This is a genomic window from Treponema sp. OMZ 798, from assembly GCF_024181385.1.
GTDB lineage: Bacteria > Spirochaetota > Spirochaetia > Treponematales > Treponemataceae > Treponema_B.
This window is the reverse complement of record NZ_CP051305.1, coordinates 1,523,061-1,545,756: the sequence shown is the minus strand read 5'-3', so window position 1 is coordinate 1,545,756 and position 22,696 is coordinate 1,523,061. Positions and strand designations below refer to the sequence as shown.

At 37.8% G+C, this 22,696-nt stretch carries 22 protein-coding genes; 16 read left to right on the top strand and 6 right to left on the bottom strand.

The window, feature by feature from the left end:
• Positions 1-16: 16 nt before the first annotated feature.
• Positions 17-1,639 carry a hypothetical protein gene (locus tag E4O07_RS07290; RefSeq protein ID WP_253684804.1) on the bottom strand — a complete coding sequence of 541 codons (1,623 nt, stop codon included), beginning with the start codon at positions 1,637-1,639 and terminating at the stop codon, positions 17-19.
• A gap of 66 nt (positions 1,640-1,705) precedes the next feature.
• Entirely contained in the window at positions 1,706-2,842 is a 1,137-nt protein-coding gene (locus E4O07_RS07285) for a glycosyltransferase (RefSeq protein WP_253684803.1), read from the bottom strand.
• 132 nt (positions 2,843-2,974) lie between these two features.
• On the opposite strand from E4O07_RS07285, the gene tpiA reads away from it, so the two are divergent.
• The 8 genes from tpiA to E4O07_RS07245 all read left to right on the top strand — a co-directional run bounded on the left by tpiA (position 2,975) and on the right by E4O07_RS07245 (position 11,259).
• Entirely contained in the window at positions 2,975-3,724 is a 750-nt protein-coding gene (gene tpiA, locus E4O07_RS07280) for a triose-phosphate isomerase (protein WP_253684802.1), read from the top strand.
• Between the two features lie 132 nt (positions 3,725-3,856).
• Entirely contained in the window at positions 3,857-4,225 is a 369-nt protein-coding gene (locus tag E4O07_RS07275) for a hypothetical protein (RefSeq protein WP_253684801.1), read from the top strand.
• 79 nt (positions 4,226-4,304) lie between these two features.
• A complete protein-coding gene (secG, locus tag E4O07_RS07270; RefSeq protein ID WP_253684800.1) occupies positions 4,305-4,655 on the top strand; it encodes a preprotein translocase subunit SecG in 351 nt (116 codons plus the stop codon).
• A gap of 155 nt (positions 4,656-4,810) precedes the next feature.
• Positions 4,811-5,752: a PhoH family protein gene (locus tag E4O07_RS07265; protein WP_253684799.1), complete on the top strand. Its 942-nt coding sequence runs from the start codon at positions 4,811-4,813 to the stop codon at positions 5,750-5,752.
• Positions 5,739-8,033 (top strand): HD family phosphohydrolase, encoded by a 2,295-nt coding sequence (locus E4O07_RS07260; protein ID WP_253684798.1) that lies wholly within the window; start codon positions 5,739-5,741, stop codon positions 8,031-8,033. The genes E4O07_RS07265 and E4O07_RS07260 overlap by 14 nt, the downstream gene beginning before the upstream one ends.
• Positions 8,026-8,493 carry an rRNA maturation RNase YbeY gene (gene ybeY / locus E4O07_RS07255; protein ID WP_253684797.1) on the top strand — a complete coding sequence of 156 codons (468 nt, stop codon included), beginning with the start codon at positions 8,026-8,028 and terminating at the stop codon, positions 8,491-8,493. Before E4O07_RS07260 ends, ybeY begins: the two co-directional genes overlap by 8 nt.
• Positions 8,494-8,495: 2 nt before the next feature.
• Complete coding sequence (locus E4O07_RS07250; protein WP_253684796.1) at positions 8,496-9,272, top strand: hemolysin family protein; 777 nt, start codon at positions 8,496-8,498, stop codon at positions 9,270-9,272.
• A 10-nt stretch (positions 9,273-9,282) separates the two neighbouring features.
• Positions 9,283-11,259, top strand: coding sequence for a tetratricopeptide repeat protein (locus E4O07_RS07245; RefSeq protein WP_253684795.1), 1,977 nt, complete (start codon positions 9,283-9,285; stop codon positions 11,257-11,259).
• Here E4O07_RS07245 and E4O07_RS07240 read toward each other — a convergent pair.
• The gene (locus E4O07_RS07240; protein ID WP_253684794.1) at positions 11,256-12,254 is read right to left on the bottom strand and encodes a tetratricopeptide repeat protein; all 999 of its coding nucleotides are present in this window, start codon (positions 12,252-12,254) and stop codon (positions 11,256-11,258) included. The two genes, E4O07_RS07245 and E4O07_RS07240, sit on opposite strands and share 4 nt — an antisense overlap.
• Positions 12,255-12,389: 135 nt before the next feature.
• Here E4O07_RS07240 and E4O07_RS07235 point away from each other — a divergent pair, with 135 nt between their 5' ends.
• The 7 genes from E4O07_RS07235 to E4O07_RS07205 are packed head-to-tail and all read left to right on the top strand — an operon-like array spanning position 12,390 to position 18,710.
• Complete coding sequence (locus tag E4O07_RS07235) at positions 12,390-13,334, top strand: DUF58 domain-containing protein (RefSeq protein ID WP_253684793.1); 945 nt, start codon at positions 12,390-12,392, stop codon at positions 13,332-13,334.
• Positions 13,319-14,254: a hypothetical protein gene (locus E4O07_RS07230; protein ID WP_253684792.1), complete on the top strand. Its 936-nt coding sequence runs from the start codon at positions 13,319-13,321 to the stop codon at positions 14,252-14,254. Before E4O07_RS07235 ends, E4O07_RS07230 begins: the two co-directional genes overlap by 16 nt.
• Positions 14,247-15,245 carry a VWA domain-containing protein gene (locus E4O07_RS07225; protein WP_253684791.1) on the top strand — a complete coding sequence of 333 codons (999 nt, stop codon included), beginning with the start codon at positions 14,247-14,249 and terminating at the stop codon, positions 15,243-15,245. Before E4O07_RS07230 ends, E4O07_RS07225 begins: the two co-directional genes overlap by 8 nt.
• Complete coding sequence (locus E4O07_RS07220; protein WP_253684790.1) at positions 15,242-16,210, top strand: vWA domain-containing protein; 969 nt, start codon at positions 15,242-15,244, stop codon at positions 16,208-16,210. Before E4O07_RS07225 ends, E4O07_RS07220 begins: the two co-directional genes overlap by 4 nt.
• On the top strand, positions 16,194-16,808 hold the full coding sequence (locus E4O07_RS07215) for a tetratricopeptide repeat protein (protein WP_253684789.1): 615 nt from the start codon (positions 16,194-16,196) through the stop codon (positions 16,806-16,808). Before E4O07_RS07220 ends, E4O07_RS07215 begins: the two co-directional genes overlap by 17 nt.
• Positions 16,757-18,187 carry an SH3 domain-containing protein gene (locus E4O07_RS07210; protein WP_253684788.1) on the top strand — a complete coding sequence of 477 codons (1,431 nt, stop codon included), beginning with the start codon at positions 16,757-16,759 and terminating at the stop codon, positions 18,185-18,187. Before E4O07_RS07215 ends, E4O07_RS07210 begins: the two co-directional genes overlap by 52 nt.
• Before the next feature lie 10 nt (positions 18,188-18,197).
• Positions 18,198-18,710: a Smr/MutS family protein gene (locus E4O07_RS07205; protein WP_253684787.1), complete on the top strand. Its 513-nt coding sequence runs from the start codon at positions 18,198-18,200 to the stop codon at positions 18,708-18,710.
• Here E4O07_RS07205 and E4O07_RS07200 read toward each other — a convergent pair.
• On the bottom strand, positions 18,702-19,889 hold the full coding sequence (locus E4O07_RS07200) for an HD-GYP domain-containing protein (protein WP_253684786.1): 1,188 nt from the start codon (positions 19,887-19,889) through the stop codon (positions 18,702-18,704). The two genes, E4O07_RS07205 and E4O07_RS07200, sit on opposite strands and share 9 nt — an antisense overlap.
• A gap of 52 nt (positions 19,890-19,941) precedes the next feature.
• Between E4O07_RS07200 and E4O07_RS07195 the strand changes: the two genes are divergently transcribed.
• Positions 19,942-20,754 carry a hypothetical protein gene (locus tag E4O07_RS07195; protein WP_253684785.1) on the top strand — a complete coding sequence of 271 codons (813 nt, stop codon included), beginning with the start codon at positions 19,942-19,944 and terminating at the stop codon, positions 20,752-20,754.
• A 37-nt stretch (positions 20,755-20,791) separates the two neighbouring features.
• On the opposite strand, the gene E4O07_RS07190 is transcribed toward E4O07_RS07195, so the two are convergent.
• Positions 20,792-21,187, bottom strand: coding sequence for a GrdX family protein (locus E4O07_RS07190; RefSeq protein ID WP_253684784.1), 396 nt, complete (start codon positions 21,185-21,187; stop codon positions 20,792-20,794).
• 66 nt (positions 21,188-21,253) lie between these two features.
• The gene (locus E4O07_RS07185; RefSeq protein WP_253684783.1) at positions 21,254-22,678 is read right to left on the bottom strand and encodes an alanine/glycine:cation symporter family protein; all 1,425 of its coding nucleotides are present in this window, start codon (positions 22,676-22,678) and stop codon (positions 21,254-21,256) included.
• Positions 22,679-22,696 lie beyond the last annotated feature (18 nt).

Here is a 22,696-nt window from a genome sequence, read left to right as displayed (position 1 = left end):
AAAATAGATTATCTAATCAGCGGATAGAATATATGATACCGCATAAAAAGTCAACAGAATGTCCGTTTATTTTTCCGTGTGCTATGGTCCATGACAGTCCTCCATTGATATGAAGATTTTTTAAAAGACTGTACTCTCCCGTTAATTGTAAGGTGTGAAAATATGTAGGGTTTCCTGAAGGCGTTTTATACTTAGCCGGAGCAGGATTAGTTTCGGAAGGATAGTATTTTTCCTCCGCTGTGAAAAACTTTTCTTCATTTTCACCCTTGGATACAAACCTATACATAAAATCGGCCTTATATTTATGCGGTAAAATTAAGGATGTTTTTAAAAATGCCGTAATACTGTCAGGTCCGTAAGGGTTTGCAAGCCAATACTCTATTAGCGATTTATCATAGTCGGATGATGCATATACATTTTCTTTTCGGTAGGTGTAAAAGCTTATGTCTTTTGTCATACCTATGTATAACCATGGATCAGCATACATAAACTCTCCCGTAAGTACAAGATAAGCTATAGGCAGGGAGAAGGCATACTCTATTCCGGCTATGCCTCCCATGCTGTTAGGAATATAAGACGCTCCTCCGGCTAGTTCTGATGGGGTTTGAAATTGGTTCATACCGAACTGACCGTAAAGTCTTAAGCCTTTTATAGGTACAATATTTATATCTACTCCTAATTGGCAGCCCATAGAATTGTCATCATGAGGAGGTACATGATTTACGTAAGGTTCTTTCCATGCCGCATAATTATGAAAAATCATCAGAGGATTTAAAAACTTTGGATCAAAGAGAGATGCGAGCATTATCCCTTCATGTACGGTTATTGAAAATTGTTTTACAGGCTTAAAGCTTAGAGCATGTGTTATAAAAAAACGCATTGGTTTTAATTCTGCAATGGTGGTATCCATCTTTATATGTTTTGAAAAAAGAGAAGCTGTTATGTAGTCATGTCTGTCAGGTATGTCCGAAATAAGCATACTTCCGCTTAAGGTTCTTCCTACATTCAGTCTTCCTCTTCCTATGTGTACATTAAAGAAACTATTTCCTACAGATAGCCCCGCTTTTTTTGGAAAATGATAGTCTAAGGCTGTTTGGCTTAGGGGCAGGTTTGTATAAGGATAGGATAAACGGAACCCGCTGAAATTTTTTTCGATTATTAGGTCTGTGTATGAATAAACGTACTTAGAAAAGCCCAGTTCTATAGGAATCGTCAAAGGAGCCGGCATCTTGTTGTATTTTATAAATTTGTCGACTCCCGGTGTTTTATCCGGATTATAAAAGTATTGCCCCTGCAGAGCTAAGATTAGATTTGCATTAAAACTAAAATTGTCATGGGAAAATAGCATATTATTTTTAAAAAGAAGCTTGTTTAGATTTCCGTATAATGCTTCTCCATGCTTAGATAAATGTTCCGGCTCTATTTCTTTGTGGAATAGTGCAATTTCAGCAAAAGAAAGAGGCTTTTTATATGAAAGCATTGCTGAACCGTTTTCAAGCGACATAAGATGTAGATCATCATAATAAGGAGAATCATGATCATAAAGTATTTTGGCGTAAGAATTGATATCTTGACTGTGAAGATTAAACAAATTCAAAAATATGATTAAAGAGTAAAAAAGCGTCCTAAATCGTTTCATGGTTTAAGTATATATTTTAAGCTCTTTTTTTTCAAGAGGATTTATTTTGATCAACAATACAAAATTTTATTTGAAATTATATATAAAGTTTGCAATCTCTTGTAAGCCGTTTTTTATATTCATTTGTTTTATATGCTTATGTATATCTTCAAGATTTTTATCATCGGAAAATATCTCCGATACTTTTTGAACAACATCATCAGGTTTAGGAATGTACCAGCCAAGCTTATTTTGTGTAATATAAAGCATATTTCCAAGCTCTTGACCCCTTATATATGTAGAAATTATAACAGGTTTTCCTATAGAAATAGCTTCCATAAGTGTCGCAGGACCTCCTTTTGTTATAAGGCAATCTGCTATATTCATTAAATCGGGCATGAATGAAACAAAGCCGAATATTTTAATATTCTTAAAAAATGAAAACTGAGTTAAATATTCAAGGCTATGTCTAAGGGGTCTGTTTTTTCCGCATACGACAATTAAAAATGCATCTATAGATTTTTTCATAAACGAAAGGACTATAGGAGCTGCTTGTTTTAATCCTTCACCTCCTCCTGCAATAAGTACAATCTTTTTATTTTTAGGAATCCCAAGTCTTTCCTTTACTGCAATTATTTGTTCTTTGGAGTAAGGCTGATCAAACTGTTCGGATAGCATCAGCGGAAATTGATGAATCCTCTTAGGATCCAGACCATATTTTTCTGCGGCCTCCTTTCGTATTTTTTGAGAAAAAACGACAAGCTCCGTATTTTTTTCAAAAAACCATAGAGGATGAGCCGTGAAGGGATCCATAACAATGCTTATTAGCGGGATATCCTTATTAATTCTGTTTATCGCATCCCGGCAAAGAGTGATAAGTATTTGATGTAAGCAAACAACCTTTGTTATCCTATTTGCCTTTAAAAATTCTGCTAATTTTCCAACAGTATATGGGGCCACAATTTTTTTACTGCATCTTATAACTGATTCTAAACCTGTAAATTGATAAAAAGCCACATATCCGGGCTCAAAATAGTTTGTAGTTCCAAGATAGCCTTTTTCAAAAAAAAGCTTAAAAAAAGGAACTCCCTTATCAAAAGCGTCTTTTAAAGAACATTCAACATTATCGGGGTATAAATCAAGTAGTTTGCTGGATAGAGCTTTTGCACCAGATAAATGGCCTGCTCCGGTTTTAAGGTATATAAATCCGATTCTTTGCTTCATTGCTATACTATACGAAAAAACCGAAAAAAGGGCAAGCGATTGGTCTTTGTACCATATTGACAACTCAGGCATAAAAGGATAACCTGTTTTAAGATGAATGAGGGCTTTTGGCCTAAATTTTAGGAGGAAAAGGTGAAAAAGTTTTACATTGCGGCAAATTGGAAGATGAACATGAATAGGGCTGAGGCCAAGAGCCTTGCAGAGGAGATGAAGGCCGGTCTAAAAAACGGCAGAAACAAGTACATGATAGCTCCTTCATTTACCCTTTTACAGGATGTTGCATCTGTGCTTAAGGGTTCTAATATCCTGTTGGGTGCTCAAAATATGGGCTTGGAAGAAAAAGGAGCTCATACGGGGGAGGTTTCTATCCTTCAGCTTTTGGATGTAGGAGTTCAAACCGTAATTTTAGGTCATTCCGAAAGACGTCATATATATAAAGAAACCGATGATCTTATCAATAAAAAGGTAAAACTTGCATTAAAACACGGTCTTGAGGTTATTCTATGCGTTGGAGAACTTCTCGAAGAGCGCGAAGCGGGGCATGCCGAAGCAGTATGTGAAAGGCAGATTAAAAAAGGACTCGCAGAGGTATCCGCAAAGGATTTGGATAAGGTAACGATAGCTTACGAGCCTGTTTGGGCAATAGGAACAGGGAAAAATGCAAGCCCTGAAGATGCCGATGCGATTCATTCTTCAATAAGGAAGACCTTAGCCTGCATTTACGGCGAAAAAGCTGCTAAAGAGATGATAATCCAATACGGCGGTTCTATGAAACCTGAAAATGCCGAAGGTCTTTTAAAAAAGCCTAATATTGACGGGGGCTTAATAGGAGGTGCCGGCCTTAAAGCGGAAACATTTTTACCCATAGCCTTGTTTTCGTAGTAAAAATTAAAACAATCAATGTTTTTGTTTTCTACTTGAAAAAATGGCAATAAAATGCTAGTATCTTAGGAGCTGTGATAGTTGTTTAGCTTTACAGTATAATAAAATAACTTAAATTGGAGGGTTATTAACATGAAAAAGAAGTTTTTTGCAATTAGTATTATGGCTTTATTGGTTTTGGCTGTTTTTGCCGAAAATCCTGCTCTTGTAAAGCCAAAAACAGAAAAAATTGAGATTAAAGCAAGGCCTACAGCCCTAATTTATTGGACAAAGATGGATGTTCCCGGGTTGGAAAATCAGGTTGAGTTTTATCTTACTTATGAAGAAGATAATGATACCTATAATGAGGCCGACTGCGAAAAATTTATTATGGAATTTATCGCCGAATACAAGCGAATTAACGTTTTTTCAAAATTTGAAGTTGAAGATTTAAAGGCTGCCTCAATAGGAAAAACAAAGACAACAGTCTTAAAACGGGTTATTTTCAGAAAGGGCCGCTAAAATATTTAATAAGAGCTCTTGAAACTTTTATAATTTTTTTGTAAACTGTAGGGTATATTTTTATAATTGGAGTTAGATTATGGGTGGTTTAGGTATTGCTTTGTTGGTACTTTTTGTCATAATTTGTGCGATTATTATCTTTTTGGTTTTATTACAAAATGAAGAAGGTGATAGCTTGGGCGGCCTTTTTTCGGGCGGAAGCAACTCAGCCTTCGGTTCAAAATCGAGCAATGTATTAACAAGAGCTACTTATGTTGTAGTTGCCCTGTTTTTTGTAACGACCTTTTTATTGGCCCTTATTACAAAAAGCCCGTCGGATTCAGGTTTATCCGAAGAGGCAATGAAAAAACAAACCGAAACATCAACCGAATGGTGGAAAAGCGGCAGCGATACTGATAGCGGCGGCGAAACCAAAAAAGACGGTGAGTAGTTTAAAAGAGATACCGATAAATTCGGTATCTCTTTTTTTTACTGAAATTTATGTATTTTATACCTAATAATTGAAAGAAAAAGTATCAAATAAGGCCTAAAGGCCTTGACGGAACCGCTTTTTTCCATTTACAATAGACTACTAGAGGTTTATATTTGGAAGACGCATATACAATAGTGTTAAAAGATGAACAAGTGCTTTCCGCTCTTTGCGGTACCAATGACAGAAATTTAGATTTTCTTGAGCAATATCTTGGTGTTCCTGTCGTGTGCCGAGGGAATGAGGTAAGTGTTTTGAGCGCCGATGATGAGGTTTGTAAGAAATTTCAACATGTGGTTGATAGGGCTGTGAATTCATCGGAAATCAAATCCGGCAATTCATCGGAATATATCGAATTTCTTATATCTACCATAACTGTTTCCGAGCAACAGGACCTTTCCTCGGGCTGTATCCATATTCCAAGAGGAATACGCTCCGTATATCCTAAAAATCCTCATCAGCTTGAATTCATCGGTTCTATCCGTAATAACGATATAAGTTTCGGCCTTGGCGCTGCCGGTACCGGAAAAACCTACTTGGCCGTTGCCTGCGCCCTCCAAATGCTTATGTCGCACCAAGTACGTAAGATTGTTTTTACAAGACCTGTAGTAGAAGCCGGAGAGAGTTTAGGCTTTTTACCGGGCGACCTTGTTCAAAAGATTACTCCATATTTGAGACCTCTTTATGATTCTATAGAACTCTTAATGCCTTTTGAGCTTATACGCCAAATGGAGGAGTCCAATATGGTTGAGGTGGCTCCTTTGGCCTATATGAGGGGCAGAACCCTCCATAACGCCGTTGTAATTTTGGACGAAGCTCAAAATACTACCAAAGAGCAAATGAAGATGTTTTTGACGAGAATGGGTGAAGGTTCCAAGCTGATTATAACCGGAGACCCTTCACAATCCGATATTTCATCGTCAAAAAATTCCGGTCTGGTGCATGCGGCAAATCTTTTATCGAAAATTCGGGGTATCGGTATTGTACGGTTTTCGCCGGAAGATGTTGTACGGCATTCCCTTGTCCAAAAAATAATTAAAGCCTATGATAAAGAATAAAAAAGAAAGTAAATTTAAAGAAAGAATATCTTCTCTCAGTCTGATATTTAAAAGAAACAAGGCCTTTGTGATTTCGGTTGTAGTAAGTTTTTTGATCTTAGCTGTAATGATCTATATCAACGCTTATGAGAATTCGGGATTTTCCAAATTGACTATTTCCGATTTTGAAGTCGGGATGGTTTCCGATAGGGATGTAATATCAAACCGAAATCTTGAAGTCATTGATGAAAAAGCTACGGAAATAAGAAAGGTTGCAGCTAAACATTCAGTCAGAGCTGTTTTTTATAAAGATAATTCTGTTTCCGAAAAAATGATAAGGGATTACTCCGAATTTGCAAGCTATATAATAGGTCTAAAAGATTCTGCAAAGAGTTTTACCGCCTTTAAGTTCATGGTTATGGAAAAATACCCTGTTCTTCTTTCGGAAAATGATTTGGAAAGCATATATAAGACTAAAGATTTTTATGAGATTACCTCTCTTTCTTTGAGCATGTTAAAACAGCTTTTTGATATAGGTATAATAGAGATGCCTCTTACCGGTATTGAAAATTTAAATGATGCCGAGATAAGTTTGAGGACAAACCAAAATCAGTCCTATACAAATGTATTTATTGCAAACCTTGTTTTGTTTTACAATGTGCAAGATCAGATAAAAAGCTTCCTTTCAGATGTAAAAAAATCAAAGCTTGAGTCCTATGTATTGAGTATGGTGCTCCCCTTTGCCCAGGCTAATATTTTATTCGATACAGAAGAAACCGAAAAAAGGGTAGAAGAAGCCTTAAAAAAGGTAGCCCCCGTAAAAATAAATATAGAAAAAAATCAAAAGATTATAAAGAGGGGTTTTATAATATCCGAAGATGCCTATACACGTTTAAAGGCCTATGTAGGGGATGGAAGATACATAGATTTTAGGCAGATTGCTGCCGCCTTAATTTTTTTAAGCTTAGCTCTTATAACAAGTCTCTTTTTGTTTTCCGAAAAGATTATCGGGCAAAGTTTGGATTTTAAATTCAATTTGCTTATTTTAATCTCTTTTGATTTGATTTATATTTTGGTTCTTTTTATTTCAAGGCTTTCTATATTTTCATATCCACTTGATATAGTTCCTATATTGCCCGTTACCTTTTTGACTATGCTGATTGCGGCTTTAATCTCAAGAAAGATTTCGGTCTTTGCAGTTTTTGTTTTTTCTCTTGCCGTTTTCGGTGCAACCGGGTTTAAAATTCAGCCGGCCCTGTTTGCTATCCTTTCAGGTCTTGCCGGAGCCGGCATGGTAAATATTAAGGGCAGAAGGATGGACCTGATTAAGACTGCTTTAGGCTTAATCTTGGTGCAGCCCATAATTTTACTCTGTATGTTTGTGATTTTCCCGGGCTCGGCAAGCGATAAATCCGTTCTTTTATTGGGTGCTGCAGGCAGCGGTTTTATAAGCGGTATCTTGGTTTTGGGCTTTTTGCCTATTTTAGAAACCTTGATGAATGTTCCCACAAGCTTTAGGCTCATGGAATTGTCGGATCTTAATTCGCCTATCATGAAAAAAATGCTTATAACCGTTGCCGGAACCTACAATCATTCTATGATGGTTGCCTCTTTGTCAGAAAGTGCCTGCCGCGAAATAGGAGCAAATTCGATTTTGGCAAGAGTGGGAGCCTATTATCACGATATCGGAAAGATGGAGCAGGGCGAGTACTTTGTAGAAAATCAGACAAATTATAATAAGCACATGGATATAAATCCTCGTCTTTCGGCTACGGTAATACGAAGTCATGTAAAGATAGGTATAGAAAAAGCAAAGCAATTGCGGCTGCCTCAGTCCGTTATAGATATAATCGCCGAACATCACGGGAACAGCTGTATATCCTATTTTTATGCAAAGGCAAAAGAACTTGATCCTAATGTGGATATCGAAGACTTTTGCTATCCCGGAACACCTCCGCGCTCAAAAGAATCGGCTGTTGTCATGCTGGCCGATATAGTTGAAGCTGCATGCCGTACCTTGGAAAAACCCTCGGTTCCCCGTTTGGAAAAATTTATAGATGAGCTTGTTTCGGGAAAAATCAATGCAGGTCAGCTTGATAACTCTGAGCTTACTTTCCGCGAAGTCAGAATAATAAAGGCTGCCTTCGTAAAAATATTAGCCGGCTACTATCATTCCAGAATAGAATATCCGAATCAAAAAAATCCTGATGATGAGGAAGCAAAGCCTTCAAACAAAAACGGTCAAAAACTAGAGGCTGAAACTAATCAGGTACAGCCTCAAAAGGAAAATAATAATGTCTAATTCGATTAGTGTGTCATTTAATGATGAACCTCCGGGGTCTATAGACCCTGTAAGAGTTGAAAATTTTATCTCTGAGGTTTTAAACGGTCTAAACTTGAAAAATTGGGATATCTCCTTGTTGTTTTGTGATGATGCTTTTATTCGCAATCTTAATAAACAATACAGGGATATCGATTCGCCGACAGATGTCCTTTCCTTTGAGCAGGGAGACGAGTACTTTGATGAGGACGGTGAAACAAGGTTTATGGCCGGGGATATAGTTATAAGCCTTGATAGTCTCCGCTTTAATGCCGAAGAATTTAAGGTAGATATAAATGAAGAGCTCAAAAGACTGATTGTACACGGCATTTTGCATTTGAAAGGAATGGATCATTCGGATAATTCCCCTGAACAGGAAATGCTTAAATTTCAAGAAGAATTGCTTATGCAATATCAAAATATAGAGATTTATCGGGTATAGTTATGGGTATAATAGACTTATTTAAAAAGAAAGGCAATGTAAACAATATTCTAAAAGAGGGATTAAATGACGAAAAACGGGATATGATCCGCGGTGTTGTGGATTTATCCGATACGGCAGTAAAAGAGGTTATGATTCCGCGTATTGATGTTGATTTTTTAGCCCTTGATACGCCTAGCGATGAAATCTTAGACCGAATATCCGAAAGCGGCCACTCCCGTTTTCCTGTGTACGATGAATCCATCGACAATGTTATCGGGATTCTTTATGTTAAGGATATTATTAAACTTTTGACAAAGAATCAAAAAATTGAGCTTGATAAGATAGTACGCCGTGCATTTTTTGTTCCCGAGTCAAAAAGAATAGATGCTCTTTTAGCCGAATTTAAAAGACGCCATGTTCATATTGCCGTTGCCGTTGATGAATACGGCGGTGTTTCAGGCATTGTCTGTATGGAAGACATTATCGAAGAGATTGTAGGCGACATACAGGACGAATTCGACAATGAGGGAGAAGATATTACCGAAATCGCCTCAGGAGTCTGGCTCTGCGATGCCCGTGTCGATTTGGACGACTTAGCCGAAACCATTAAAAGCGATGACCTGCCTGTAGATGAGTTTGAAACTTTGGGCGGCTTTGTATTCGATCTGTTCGGAAAAATCCCTGCCAAGTATGAAAAAACGGCATGGAATGACTACGACTTTATTGTTCAGGATATGGACGGCCACAAGGTAAAGACCGTCAAAATTGTTCATAACAAGAATTCTACACAAAACTAGGGAGGGTTGTATGAAAAAGCCTTTTTTCGGATTTATATTTATTGCTTTATTTTCAGCTTCTTTATTTTGTAATCCTGCAGACCTGTATCAAAAAGGTGCGGAATATCAGGCTAATGAAGATTGGTATGGGGCTATCGAAATGTACCAATCCGCTTTAAAGGAAAACCCCTCTTATAATTTGGTATATCAAGGGCTTGCAGAATGTTTTTATGCCCTCGATGAGTATGACCAGGCCTTATCCTTTGCAGAATCGGCGCGCAAATATAAAAAAGATGATCCCGATTTACAAAACCTCCACGGGTTTATTTTAGTAGGCCTTGGGAAAATAGATGAAGCCAAAGCTCTTTTTAATCAAGTCTTAAAAAAATATCCCAACAATCCTGAAGCCCGTTTCGGCTTGGCCGAAATAGAGGTTTCCCAAGGAAAGCTCTATCTTGCTTCCGAGATGTATAAGCAAAACCTTCAGCGCCAGGGCGAAAACAGAAAGGCCCTTCTTTCCTTAGCCCTCGTAAGCTATGAGGCCGGAAATGTTAAGCAGGCTGAAGACTATATAAAAAGAGCCTTAAAATACCATGGGGATAAGCCTCAAGTTCACTATTTTGCAGCCTATTTAAATTCCCTTGACGGAAGGCTTGAAGAGGCAGAAGGCCGTATTTATTCGGCTATTAAACTAAAAGAAGATTATGATGAGGCCTATGCTCTTTTAGCTTCAATCCTATATGCACAAAGACGTTATGAAGAAGTTATAAAGATTTCGGACATGAGGATTTCAAAAAAAAGAGACAGAGCAGATGCCTGGTACTTAAAAACCTTGAGTTTAAGGCGGCTGGAACGGTACGGTGAGGCCATAAATGCCGCTAAGGTAGGCCTTTCCTTGGATGCCGATGACGAAATAATGCGCTGTCTTTTAGAAGAAATCGCCATAGAAAATTTAAATTTTGAAGATTCCTTCCGTATGGAGCTTTCAAAATACCATGCAGAAAGAGCCCTCGGCTTTTCCCGCAGAAATATGACGGACAAGGCCCTCTATGAGTACAGGAGAACCTTAAAAATATATCCTTATGATGTCGAAAGCAGGGAGGCTTATGCCGGTATCTTGCTCCGTCTGGGCTATCCCGAAAGATATTTGGAGCAGATGCTCTTTATTCAGTCCATAGCAAAGAGCAATACAAGGGTAAATGATGCAGTTGAGGCCTATGAAAAGCATCTTTTAGGTTCCATTCAATCAAAGTGGCGTATAGATCCTCTTTATTTGGATAAGGCCCACATATCCATAGGCCTATTTTACGCCATGGAAAGCTCGAATGTTTTACATCCTGAGGCCGAGCGCATAACTCAAATCCTTACCTCGGACATTTTTTCTTATAATCCCGGACTTAAAATCACCTCTTATTCGGATAAGCCTGCAACCTACAGGGAGGCTTCAAAAAAATCGCGTACCGAAAATCAAGACTACTTCGGCATTATAAGGCTTAAAGAGAACAGAAGGGATATTCAAATCATATTGGAGCTTTATGTTTCGCGTACCGGTTCTCCCGCAAAAACATTTACCGTTTACCGTTCGGGCAATGACCGCTTTTCAAACGGTATAAGACGGCTTTCTTCAATGCTTAATGAGGCAATGCCCATTGTAGGCAAGCTTATAAACCGCTATCAAAATGAGGCTGTCATCGATATCGGCAAGCACGATTCGGATTTTAAGGATTTAAAAATTGCCGTTATACGAAAGGACCGCTTGGTCATCGAAAAAGAAGGTTTAGGCTTGGTCTTTGACCCATCGGATCTCTTGGGTTATTTTGAGCCTTCAAAGTCGGAGGAAAATTTATCCGAGGGGATTTTAAAGAGAAACGGTTACTATGATAGAATGAATGCAGGCGATTCCGTAATTATTTTTAGCGAAGAGACAAAACAAAAAGCGCTTGAAGATTATACGGATACCGGCCAAAAAAATTCTTTGTTACTCTTACTTCTTAGGAGAATTCGCTAGCGAAAATTCGCCAGCTCTACAAGGCAATAATGTGCCCATTCTTTTGCCTGAGACGGATAAAGGTCTTGGGCTGTCAAAAATTCCAATAGGGCTTCGTCATAGAGGTTTTGGAAAAAGAGAGTCTGCCCTATATAAAAATGTGTCCTTGCGGAAACTCTGGAAGTTCTGCGTATTCTTAAAAAATTGCTGAGCTCAACCTTGCATTTTTGCCAGTTTTTTGTATAAAAATGCTCATTCAGAATTCTTTGCAATTCCATACCCTCACCGCCGTCAGGCGTTTTTTTGTCGTCAGGAAAGATGTAGGGTTCAAGCCTTTGAGAAGAGATAATAAATTCCCTAAAATCCCTTTTTTCCGCCGTAAGGGCGTTTATAATGGTTTCGGTTTGAGAGGAAAAAAATTCCGTCCTTTTTTTTGTGTGCCTTGAAGGGTTTAAAAAGGGGAGAGGAATAGGGCGGTTTTGTACGGCAATATGTTTTTTCTCTTGTTCTTCGGAAGAACCGAAAACTTCGATAGGGCTGTTAATAGTATTTATTCCGTTTATAAACTGAATCTTGCCTGAAGCTATTTCGTTTTCTTCGGCAATAGCGTAATAATAGGGTATTCCGGGAATCGGGTAGTCGAAAAAGGGAAGTCCGTCATCGGTTATGTTTGCAATCGGAACCGCTTCGGCAAGGGATGTGATTGATGAAAAGGCCGTTGTCGACCTGTAAAGGATTAGATTTCTTCCCTCAGGCCTTGCTTTCCAACTGATCATTACAGACCTTTCCCTTGTAAGGAGCGAAAAAGATAGAAAGGCAAAGTCCTCATTTTTTTGCAGGTCTTGCGGCTTTTCGGAAAATTCTATTTTTTCGGAACCCGTTTTATCGGGCCTTACCTCAGGCACGAGCTGCGGCTGTTCATTTTCACCTGCAAGGGCTTCCCCTGTAAGAGCGGCTTCCTCTGCAAAACAAAAAGATACAACAAAAAATAAAAATATAATAAACCCTTTCTTCATACCTTATATTTTCGGCCTTTTTTTAAAAAAAATCAAGAGGCCGATATGGTTTCTCCGGCCGGTTTAAGCGGCCGCAGCCGATACCGTTTTTGCATATCTTGAATAAAACTCGTTTTAATACTAAAATATAAACTTATGAAAACCGGTTTTATCGCGGAAAGGGCAAAACAGCTTAAGATCTCTTCTCTTTCGATTTCTGAAGGCTTACGGTCGGGCGGGTTCAGTTCGGCGTTTCGGGGGCAAGGAATAGAATTTGACTCGGTGCGGGAGTATGAGACGGGGGATGATGTGCGTTCTATCGATTGGAACCTTACGGCACGCAGCGGTAAGACCTTTGTTAAGATGTACCGCGAAGAAAGGGATTTAAGCATTTTTATGTGCTTGGATTTTTCGCTTTCGATGGAGCCGGGGCTCGATAAAATAAGTCCTAAGGAAAAAGCTATCGAAACGGCGGCCCTCCTAGCCTTTGCAGGGAGGCATATGTTTTCCCCTGTCGGAGCTCTTTTTTTTGACGGAGAAAAGGGGCCCTTATTCCTTCCTCGGACCGGAGAAGAGCATATTTTGGCCATATTAAAATCTATGGAAGATTTTGCCTTTTGCAAAAACCGAAAACCTGTAAGGGGAACACGGCTTGCTTCTTCAATGACGGCCGCTTCCAAGATTTTGCGGTCACGCTCCTTGGTGATAATCATTTCGGATTTTAAGGTTGAGGGCTATGAAAAGGAACTTGGACTCTTGGCCGCAAAACATGATGTTGTGTGCGTTAGGATAAGCGGTTCCATTGATTCTTTTTTACCTGAAGCGGGTTCGATAAGATTTAAAGATCCCGAAAATAATTTTAGGATGCTCTTGCCTACGGGCTCTAAAACTTTTCAGATGGAATATAAAAAAAATTTTACTGAAGAAATATCGAGATGGGAAAATACGTGTAAACATTCCCTTGCAAATCCTGTCTTACTCGATGTAAATGAAGATACCGTAAAAGTATTGGGCGACTTTTTTTTATCGAAGCAAAGCAATCAGCGTATTTCAAAAAATAATTTAGCAAAGTTGGGAGCGGATGTATGGAAGGCATTTTAATCCCCCAACAGGTTTTTGTGGGAGACTCCGCAGAATTTTTATTTCCCATAGATGCCTTGCAATCTTTTGATCCTTCGGTTCTGATGTCCGGCTCTTTTAAGATTGATAAGATAAACCAAAATACTTTTATGGATATAACTTCCATTCAAATTAAAAAACAGGAAAAGAAAGAATACATATCCATAAATTTTACTCCATGGGAAACGGGTTCTATTTTTTTTCCTCCATTGACCGAGGCCGGTATTTACGACTCAATGCCTCAAGTTTTTATTTCTTCAATATTGGAAACGGCAAAGGTTGAGGTTATTCAGCCGCCGCGGCCTCCTCTTTTACTTCCGGGTACAAGTTACCTGCTTTATCTTATAGCTTCCGTAAGCGGTGTATTTATTTTTACTTCGATAATGGTTTTTTCTGCTGTGCGGAAACATTTTTTTGTTTATTCTTTTTCGAGAGCTCAAAGAATAAGGATTAAGGCCTTGAGTAAGTCTTTGCGAAAATTAAAACGGCAAGTGTCTTCCATTTCTTCTTCCGATAGTCTTGAGCCAATTACAAAAAGAAAGGACTGGTTAAAGAAATTTGAATTTGCTTTTAGAAAGTATTGCTTCAGCTTGACCTCATCTGAAAAGGTGTTAAAATCGGAAGAGGGTGACTGTCTTACCTACTCGGAAATCTTGGAAAGCCTTAGACGGAAGTTTGAAACGACATACGGAGTTTACTTTGAATTTGAAAAAATCTTTTTTAAGCTTCAAGCTCTCCGTTTTGGAAATGCGGATCTAAAAGAAATAAATTTTGAAATGGAAAGCATTTATTTTTTAAATCAAACTTTTAAACTTATGAAAATAGCAGAATCCGAAATTCAAAAAATTATAAATTCCTCTCAAAAAGAAAAATTAAAATACAAGGCGGATGCAAATGATTAGTTTTAACCATCCCCTTATGTTTTTATTGATTTTATTTTTTCCCCTGTTTTTTATATTAAAAAAAAGCGGTCTTATTACAAGCCCCGAGTTAAAATTAAATTTGGTTAATTGGAAGGGCTTTTTTCCTAAAAGAAATAAACTTATGGAATTCGGGAATTTTTTATCTTATTTTCTTTGGTACTGCGGAATTATTCTTTTGATAATAGCCCTGTCGGAACCTGTTATTTTTAAAAACAAACAGGTTTATACGGATTCTGGAAGTTCTATTATGTTTTTGTTGGACATAAGCCCTTCTATGGCAGCAAAGGATATGAACGGAGAAACAAGGATTGAAAGTGCAAAAAAAATTATAAGGAAATTTGTTGCAAAGTATCCGGGGGATTCTTTCGGCTTGACGGCTCTTTCAAGTTCTGCTGCTTTGATTCTTCCTCCTACAATCGATCATAAGGTGTTTTTATCCCGCCTTGATTCTTTGAGCATAGGAGAATTGGGAGACGGTACTGCAATAGGCATGGGGCTTGCCGTTTCTTCAGCCTATATGACGAGGGCTAAGTTAAATTCCTCATACATTGTCTTACTTACCGACGGCGAAAATAACACGGGCGAAATAAATCCGAAAACTGCGGCAGAGGTTTTGGTAAATAAAAATATAGGCTTTTATGTTATAGGAATAGGAAATTCGGGATATACTACCTTGGAATATACCGATCCAAAAACGGGAAAGACTTACTCGGGCTCTATTTTTTCAAAGTTCGATGAGTTTGAGCTAAAAAAAATAGCTCAATACGGGAACGGAAAATATGCGTCAGCCTCCTCACCCGAAATACTTGAAGGTATATTTAATACGATATCGAAGCAGGTACCTGCTGCTCAGTCTAATTTTACACAGATTATCGAAGAGAATTTATATGTATACTTTTTATCGGCTGCGATTTTTTCCTTTGCGCTTGTGTGGTTTTTACGCAGAATTTTTATGAGGGTATATATATGATAAGTTTTGAAAATTCTGTCTTCCTGTTTTTTATCTTATTTTTACTTCCTGTTTGGTTTGTGTTTTATCTAAACTTAAAAAAGATAAAAAAGGCCTATTCAAGCTTGGAAAACACAAAAAAGATAATCAAAAAGGCTAAAATAAGAGCCCTGTTTTTTTCTGCTGCATGGATTTTTTTGATTTTGGGTTTGGCCTGTCCCCTTTGGGGCTCTAAGCCTGTTTCAGTCAGGCGCAGAGGAGTATCGGTGATGTTTGTTTCCGATATTTCAAAAAGTATGAACCTTCAAGATATTCAGCCCAGCCGTATTGCCGTACAAAGGCAATTTTTAAAGGTCCTGCTCGAAAAAATGCATAAAACATCGGCTGAGCTTGCAGCGGGGCTTGTAATTACAAAGGGGGAGGGCGTTTTATCTGTGCCCTTAAGCTTTGAAAAAAATGCCCTATCATCTGCAATAGATGCCCTGTCTCCGATAATCCTTTCTTCCACAGGTACTAACCTTGAAGCCGGACTTTTAAGGGCCTTGGATTCTTTTGGAGAAAACAGGGGAAATTCAAAAATAATAGTTTTATGCACTGACGGAGGGGAAACATCCGGCTCTCTTTTACTTGCTGCAGAAAAAATAAAAAAAACGGATGCGGTTCTTATTATTGCAGGCTTCGGTACCCTTGAAGACATTAAGATCAGTGTCCTTGATGAAAAAGGAAATACTCAGTTAAAGGATGCAAGATTGGAAGAAGCTTTTTTACAAAAGGCTGCAAGTATAGCCGGCGGTGAAAGTATGTATATCCCGGCTTTAAGTTCAGGATCTATAGAAAGCATCTTAAAAATAATAGATACCGGTGTAGAGGGAGTAGAAAAAATGGTTTATATACAGGAACCTGTAAAAAGAAATTTTGAAATGCTTTTACTTTCTTTTATTTTTTTATGTTTGGGCGGAGTTTCCTTTTATGGTAAAAATAAATAAAATAATCTGTATTAGCATCCTTATTCTTTTGATATCCTCATGCAGTAAAATCGATAAGGCCCGGCTTAATTTTCTTTCGGGATATATTGCATGGAAACAAAATGATTGGAACAAGGCTGCATCAAAATTTTTTAAAGCGATAGACCTAAGTAAAGAGATTGAAGATGAGAGAGTAAAAGACTATTCGGATTTTGCAATAGGTTCCATCTATCTTATGCAAAATGAAGATGCCTCGGCTCTTTCCCGTTTTGAAAATATTGATGAAAATATTGATAAAAAATTGGATTCCTATATTTATTATCAAAAAGGAATAATAGCATTTAAAAGTCATGAATACGAAAAAGCGGTAATGCTTTTTAAAAAATCTTTGGAACTAAAACCGGATAGTGTTGATGCCAAGATTAATTTTGAGTTGAGTATGCGTTATCAAAAGAAGCAAAAAGATAAGCTTCCTAATTCCAAAGGTCCCGCCGTTATTGAAAATAAAGAAGACAATTTATCTGAAAAGACGATTTTAAATTTAATACGAAAAAAGGAGAAAGAACGATGGCAAAAGAAAGAGCAGGAAAACAAGCAGCCTCAGGCATTCGATTATTGATTCTTTTTTTTCTTTTTTCTCTTTGTCCGTGCCTTACCTATGCCGGAATAGAGGAAGACATGGAGCTCTCGTTTTCTTCCGGACCTCTATCTATAGATTCCGTTTTTGAAATAAAAATCAAATTGGACGAATATTCTTACAGATCATCGGATGTACCTAAACTTATTATTTTGGATGATGATGAAGTTCTGGAATTTTTGGATTCGGGTATAAATTCATTATACGGCGGCGTTTTAATTACAAACAGATATAAATTAAAAAAAATAGGAAGCTTTGAACTTATTCCGTATTTGTCCTTGGGAAACTATCAAATTAAACTTAAAAATTTTTCTATTCAGGTTGAACCTCCGGCCTTATCAAAGGATACAATGTTTAAATGGAAAATATTGGATGCTGTTTCTTATTACCCCGCAGAAAACATTATACAGGGAAAAAAATATCTCATCGTTTTAATGGGCTTTTTTTATGACTATTTTCAAACCGAAGGCAGGGCTTCCGGCTTGGATATACACTGTCAGGCTCCTGAATATTCCATTTTGGAAGCTGCCGGGAATATTAAAGAATTTGCCGGCTCTAAAATAGAGCATACAATTATAAATGAAACAGGCTGGAAGGCTGTCTCTTATTTTTTGTGGACTCCTCTTAAAGTCGGCGATGTCGGTCTTCCGGTACCGCAAATAAGTATTGCTTCCGAATCGAAAGGTTCCCGCAAAATTTATATTAGAGAGCAAAGGGTGACCGTTATAGCGGGAAGCCTTGAACAAAAAAAAATAAGTGATGATGAAAAAAAAGCTTATGAAAGTTTAAGCCTTGCCTTAGACATCAATAAAAACGAAGTTCGTCAAAGCAAGCTGAAAAATACTAAAGAAAATTTTGAACAAAAAAAAGAAAAGGCCTTACTAATTGCACAGCTGCGTACAAAGGAAGCCGGCCGGCTTTTTTCTGGAAAGATAAAAAATAAAAGACTTGAATATGAAAAGGATCTTAATTTAAAAGAAAGCTTTTCCGTTAGGTCTGCAATCCTAAAAAAAATATTATGGTTTTTATTTTTTATTTTATTGCTGTTATCAAGCTATTTTATTTTGTTTAAAAAGAAAAATATCGGATTTAAATTTGTTTTAATTTTAAGTATTGTTTTGGTCTCTGCCTTTATTTTTGTGTATTCAAGGCAATATGAAAGAGCTGTTTATAGACCGCTAAACTATGATGAGTCTTATTCACTTTATCATATACCGGAAACAAGCGGAACCGTTGTAAGTTCCTTGGAAATTGGAGAGACCGTTATCATAAAACAAAAAACTTCCGAATGGTTTTTTATCGAAAAAAAAGACGGTACCGGCGGCTGGCAAAAAAGATGCGAATTTATTATAAGCGATTAGGATGGAAAGTATGAGTAAAAATTTCGGAGATATCTTGGACGAGTGGGAAAAAATTACGGGAAAGCCCTACGGAAAAAAGCAGATAAAAAAAGACGAGAATTCGAATAAAGGGACTCAAGCAATAAGGACTAAAGAAGATAATTCAAAAAAGATAAACCCTATGGAAATGTGGTTAAGGCGGTACGGCGTAGAAGATAAGGATGCCCAAGAAGAGGCTGCCTCAGTCGATTATGCAAGACAGCGTAAAATTTTGAGGGAGATGCGCTGTGAGGATGAGATAGACTTACACGGCATGACCTGTGATGAGGCCGAAGCCGCTTTAAATGTGTTTTTTGAAAATTCCATACGCCGCTGTTTAAAAAAAATTTTAATTATCCACGGCAAGGGGAACCACTCAGGAGGAGGAGCCGTTCTGGCCCCCTTTGTCCGCAGATATCTTGAAAAGCATAAGAGGGCAGGAGAGAGCGGGCATCCTAAAGGTGCAGACGGAGGAACAGGTTCTACCTGGGTAATCCTAAAATAGGGAACTTGAGTTACGGTCAATACTTTTTAGCTCTTCTTTTGATAACTGCCTTTTTACGGTAATCTCTTTTGCCTTTGTTTGTACAATAACGGGGTCCCCGGTTGGAGTTGTTTGGCCGTAGATCTGTACAACAGGAAATCTGGGATCATCGGGATTGACATCTATTACCTTTGCAATTTTTCCGTTAGAAAGATGAACATACATTCCGACAGGATAGAAGGATAGAGAATAAAGAAGGGCCTTTAAAATGGTTTCATCATATTGTCCGTTCGTATTCTTTATCATTTCCACGATGCCTGAAGAAGCATCTTGAGCTTCCTTGTAAGGACGCGGAGATGTAGCAGCCTCATACGAACATGCAACGGCTATTATTTTACCGTACATTGAAATTTTTTCTTTTGTCAAGCCCCGCGGATATCCGTGTCCGTTTTCTCTTTCGTGATGCTCCAAAACTCCTAAACATACGGGTAAAGAAAAGGAAGATGTTTTTAAAATATTATAAGATAGAACAGGATGTGTAAATAAGGCCTTTTTTCCTTCCTCGCTTAAGGGGGCATCATACATATAATATTGAGGCGGAAGTCTGAACATGCCTATTTCGTGTAAAAGACAGGCTGCACCAAGCTCTATGAGCCTATGAGGCGGCATTTTAAGCTGAATTCCTATAATGATGGCAAAAATTGAAGAGCGCAGCGAGTGCATGACCAAATAGTTTGTCGGAGAGCTGTATTTTTGCATTTCGATTAGAAGGATGTTTTTTCTATCGTTTTTTACAAAATCGCAGAGCTCTTTTATTTTATCAAAAACAAAACGGGGATCCAAAATCTTTTTCATTGTATAATCGGTAAAAATTTTATCCGTAAATCTCAAGAAATCCCAGAATTTATTTTCCGTTTCTTCCATAATTTCCTTTTGTTTTTTTAACTTTTCGGAAATCATTTCGTTTTCCTTGCTTGAGTCCAGAACATCCTTACCTGCGGAAGTATCCGTTCTTACGCTCATAAAACTTGAAGGTTCTCCGTCAGAATATAGGAGAGAAAAATCCCATTCGTTTAAAATAGCCTTCAGCTCGGCCGTCAAAGGTGTTTCCGGGATTAAAAGCAAAAATTTTTTATCCAAATAAACATTTTTATTAAAAAATGATAAATCTTTTGTATGTTCTGCATTATAGGTATTCACTTATTTGCTCTCCTGTAGTACAATATATATATACCATTATAAAGGATTTTATATGAAATTAAAAGTACTATTTATTATTTTTAATATCGTCCTAATTTTGCTATTATTTACCGTTTTTTTTCTTCCTTTGTTTTATGCTGACGGTTCTTTTATGCGGGAATTTTGGAAGACTAACTGGTTCTTTGGTCCTGTATTTTTGATTCTGATTTTGTTTGTAAATATAATGTTCTTAAAAAACAGACTCCTGATCAAATATATTGAATCTGAAGACTGGTCCTCTTTGGCTTCTTTGCTTGAGACTAAAATTTACACAAAAAAAAGAATTACCTATAAAAATTCGCGCCTTTTAGCCGAATCTCTTCTTCTTTTAGGCGATTTTGCTTCAATGAATAAGTTTTGTGACTTTTTAAAAGATAATAAACCAAGTTATGTATCAAAATTGGGGCCGAAATTTGCTGCGGCTAAGATGATTTCGGGGAATTATCAGGATGTTTTTGAATTTACATCGTCTTTACCTGTTTTAAAAACAACGGCAAGTGAATGGATTGTATTTTATTCGGCCCTTTCCCTTCAAATGATGAAAAATTATGAAAAAAGTGCAGCTTCATTCGCTAAGATATCTGATTCGGCAAAAAATCCTCTAATTAAGTGTCTAAGTACATATTTTGTTGTTAACGTTTTACAAGCTTACTCTCAATTGACTGAAGAAGAAATAAAAGAAAAGGCTCTTCTATTGCGTTCAAGAATAAATAAACAATATACTCATGACTCATGGAAGACCTATATAGAATCTGAAAAACAAGAAATACATGTAATGATTTTAACAAAAATAATAGATGATGTCGGTTCGTGGCTCTTCTTCTAAATTCACCAAAAAGCTTGTAATGAATTTAGAAGATTTTTTAAAATTTTACCGAACCTGAAAACAAGTTGTAGTCCAATTCTTGGAAGTCTTCTAAGACATCATCGGGGTAAGGGGGTGTTTTACCTCTTTTTACTCGTTCCATTGCCGATTCCCACAAAATAAGAGAGTTTGTATCAAGATTTTCCTGTTGTTCCAACGCCATGCTTCTATACGGGTGTTTATGAAGGGGAATGTTTCCTGCCATGGCATGGTTTAAAAGTTTCCAGTTTGAATGAATCAAATCCCTTACTTTTTGAAAAACCTCGTCTCTTGAGTCCAAAAATTTAAGCTCATAGCGGTTTTTTAAACCTGTCCTATCTTCTTCATAGAAGGTCTTAACCTTGGGGTTATTTGTAATAATAAGTCTTTGATTAGTTTGTGAATCTTTTTGCATATCTTGTGTATTTTGGAAAATAAAAGTAAATATAAAAGGGCAGCTTAAGCTGCCCTTTTTTAGTGCTTATTTATACTGGCTTGCGTCGTAGGGGAGACCCTTGTTGTAATCTTTTAAGATCTTAGCAACGGTTCCGCTTAATAAGAGCAAGGCTATAAGGTTCGGTATAACCATAATTCCGTTAAAGAAGTCTGTCAATTCCCAAACCAAATCGATCTTAAGCAAGCTTCCGATAAAGATAAAGATAACTACTAGGAGCTGATATGGGATAAGTCCCTTTGTTCCGAATAGGTATCTTATGTTTGTTTCACCGAAGTAGTACCAGCCGATGATTGTTGAGAAGGCAAAGAAAAGAAGACAGATAGCAATAAAGAGATATCCGAATGTGGAGCCGAACAAGTGCTGTGAGAAAGCTTCTTGTACAAGCTTAATTCCCTTCATTGTGGGCTCGCTTCCTTCAAACTTTACAACGCCTGAGCTCAAGACGGTGAATACTGTAACGTTTAAAACGATGAAGGTATCAATAAATACTGCAACAATACCTAAAACGCCCTGTTCTACCGGGTGTTTTACGTCAGCAACTGCGTGAGCATGAGGTGTAGAACCCATACCTGCTTCGTTAGAGAAAAGACCTCGGGCAACACCGTATCGTACGGCTCTTCCCATTCCGAAGCCGAGGGCTCCGCCCCAAACAGCCTTCGGGTCAAAAGCTCCCTTGAAGATCATAGCAAACATTGAGGGGATTTGTCCTGCATTGATGATAACAACTATAAGACCTACTACAATGTAAACAATAGCCATAAGGGGAACTACTTTTTCGGTAACCGAAGCAATTCGCTTAACACCGCCCATGAAGATAACACCCGCGATAACTGCAAGAACTGCACCGGTAATCCATGTGGGAACGTGGAAGGCGTTTTGGAAGGCATCGGAAATAGAGTTGGCTTGAACCATGTTGCCCATAAATCCGAGAGCAAGAATAATTGCTATGGCAAAGAAACCTGCAAGGAATTTTGCAAAGCCTTCTCCAACCTTATTTTTTAAGCCTTCGGAAATGTAGTAGGCAGGACCTCCTACTGTCTGACCGGAATCATCCTTTGTCTTGTAAATTTGAGCGATGGCAGCTTCTGCAAAGTTTGTTGCCATACCTGCGAGGGCTGCAAGCCACATCCAGAAAATAGCTCCGGGACCGCCCATGATGAGGGCTGTCATAGCACCTACGAGGTTTCCGGTTCCTACCTGTGCGGCAATAGCTGTTGCAACAGCCTGGAAAGAACTCATACCGTGCTTTCCGGCTTCTTTTCCGCTTAATGAAAAGTTGCTGAAGAGGCGTTTCCAGCCGCTTCCGAATTTTGTAAACTGTACTCCTCCTAACCGGATTGTAAAGAACAAACCGGTACCGCATAGAAGCGGAATGAGGAAGTAAACTCCCCAAATAAATCCGTTAGCCGAAGAAACCAGGCTTGTAAGATTTTGTAAAAATTGTTCCATAGTGCGATTACACTCCTT

Coding starts and splice junctions, on each gene's coding strand:
- E4O07_RS07290 (WP_253684804.1), bottom strand. CDS start 1,639: ATGAAACGATTTAGGACGCTTTTTTACTCTTTAATCATATTTTTGAAT.
- E4O07_RS07215 (WP_253684789.1), top strand. CDS start 16,194: ATGGTAAAAATAAATAAAATAATCTGTATTAGCATCCTTATTCTTTTG.
- E4O07_RS07210 (WP_253684788.1), top strand. CDS start 16,757: ATGGCAAAAGAAAGAGCAGGAAAACAAGCAGCCTCAGGCATTCGATTA.
- E4O07_RS07260 (WP_253684798.1), top strand. CDS start 5,739: ATGATAAAGAATAAAAAAGAAAGTAAATTTAAAGAAAGAATATCTTCT.
- E4O07_RS07250 (WP_253684796.1), top strand. CDS start 8,496: ATGGGTATAATAGACTTATTTAAAAAGAAAGGCAATGTAAACAATATT.
- E4O07_RS07220 (WP_253684790.1), top strand. CDS start 15,242: ATGATAAGTTTTGAAAATTCTGTCTTCCTGTTTTTTATCTTATTTTTA.
- E4O07_RS07275 (WP_253684801.1), top strand. CDS start 3,857: ATGAAAAAGAAGTTTTTTGCAATTAGTATTATGGCTTTATTGGTTTTG.
- E4O07_RS07195 (WP_253684785.1), top strand. CDS start 19,942: ATGAAATTAAAAGTACTATTTATTATTTTTAATATCGTCCTAATTTTG.
- ybeY (WP_253684797.1), top strand. CDS start 8,026: ATGTCTAATTCGATTAGTGTGTCATTTAATGATGAACCTCCGGGGTCT.
- secG (WP_253684800.1), top strand. CDS start 4,305: ATGGGTGGTTTAGGTATTGCTTTGTTGGTACTTTTTGTCATAATTTGT.
- E4O07_RS07240 (WP_253684794.1), bottom strand. CDS start 12,254: ATGAAGAAAGGGTTTATTATATTTTTATTTTTTGTTGTATCTTTTTGT.
- E4O07_RS07235 (WP_253684793.1), top strand. CDS start 12,390: ATGAAAACCGGTTTTATCGCGGAAAGGGCAAAACAGCTTAAGATCTCT.
- E4O07_RS07230 (WP_253684792.1), top strand. CDS start 13,319: ATGGAAGGCATTTTAATCCCCCAACAGGTTTTTGTGGGAGACTCCGCA.
- E4O07_RS07245 (WP_253684795.1), top strand. CDS start 9,283: ATGAAAAAGCCTTTTTTCGGATTTATATTTATTGCTTTATTTTCAGCT.
- E4O07_RS07185 (WP_253684783.1), bottom strand. CDS start 22,678: ATGGAACAATTTTTACAAAATCTTACAAGCCTGGTTTCTTCGGCTAAC.
- E4O07_RS07225 (WP_253684791.1), top strand. CDS start 14,247: ATGATTAGTTTTAACCATCCCCTTATGTTTTTATTGATTTTATTTTTT.
- E4O07_RS07205 (WP_253684787.1), top strand. CDS start 18,198: ATGAGTAAAAATTTCGGAGATATCTTGGACGAGTGGGAAAAAATTACG.
- E4O07_RS07285 (WP_253684803.1), bottom strand. CDS start 2,842: ATGAAGCAAAGAATCGGATTTATATACCTTAAAACCGGAGCAGGCCAT.
- E4O07_RS07190 (WP_253684784.1), bottom strand. CDS start 21,187: ATGCAAAAAGATTCACAAACTAATCAAAGACTTATTATTACAAATAAC.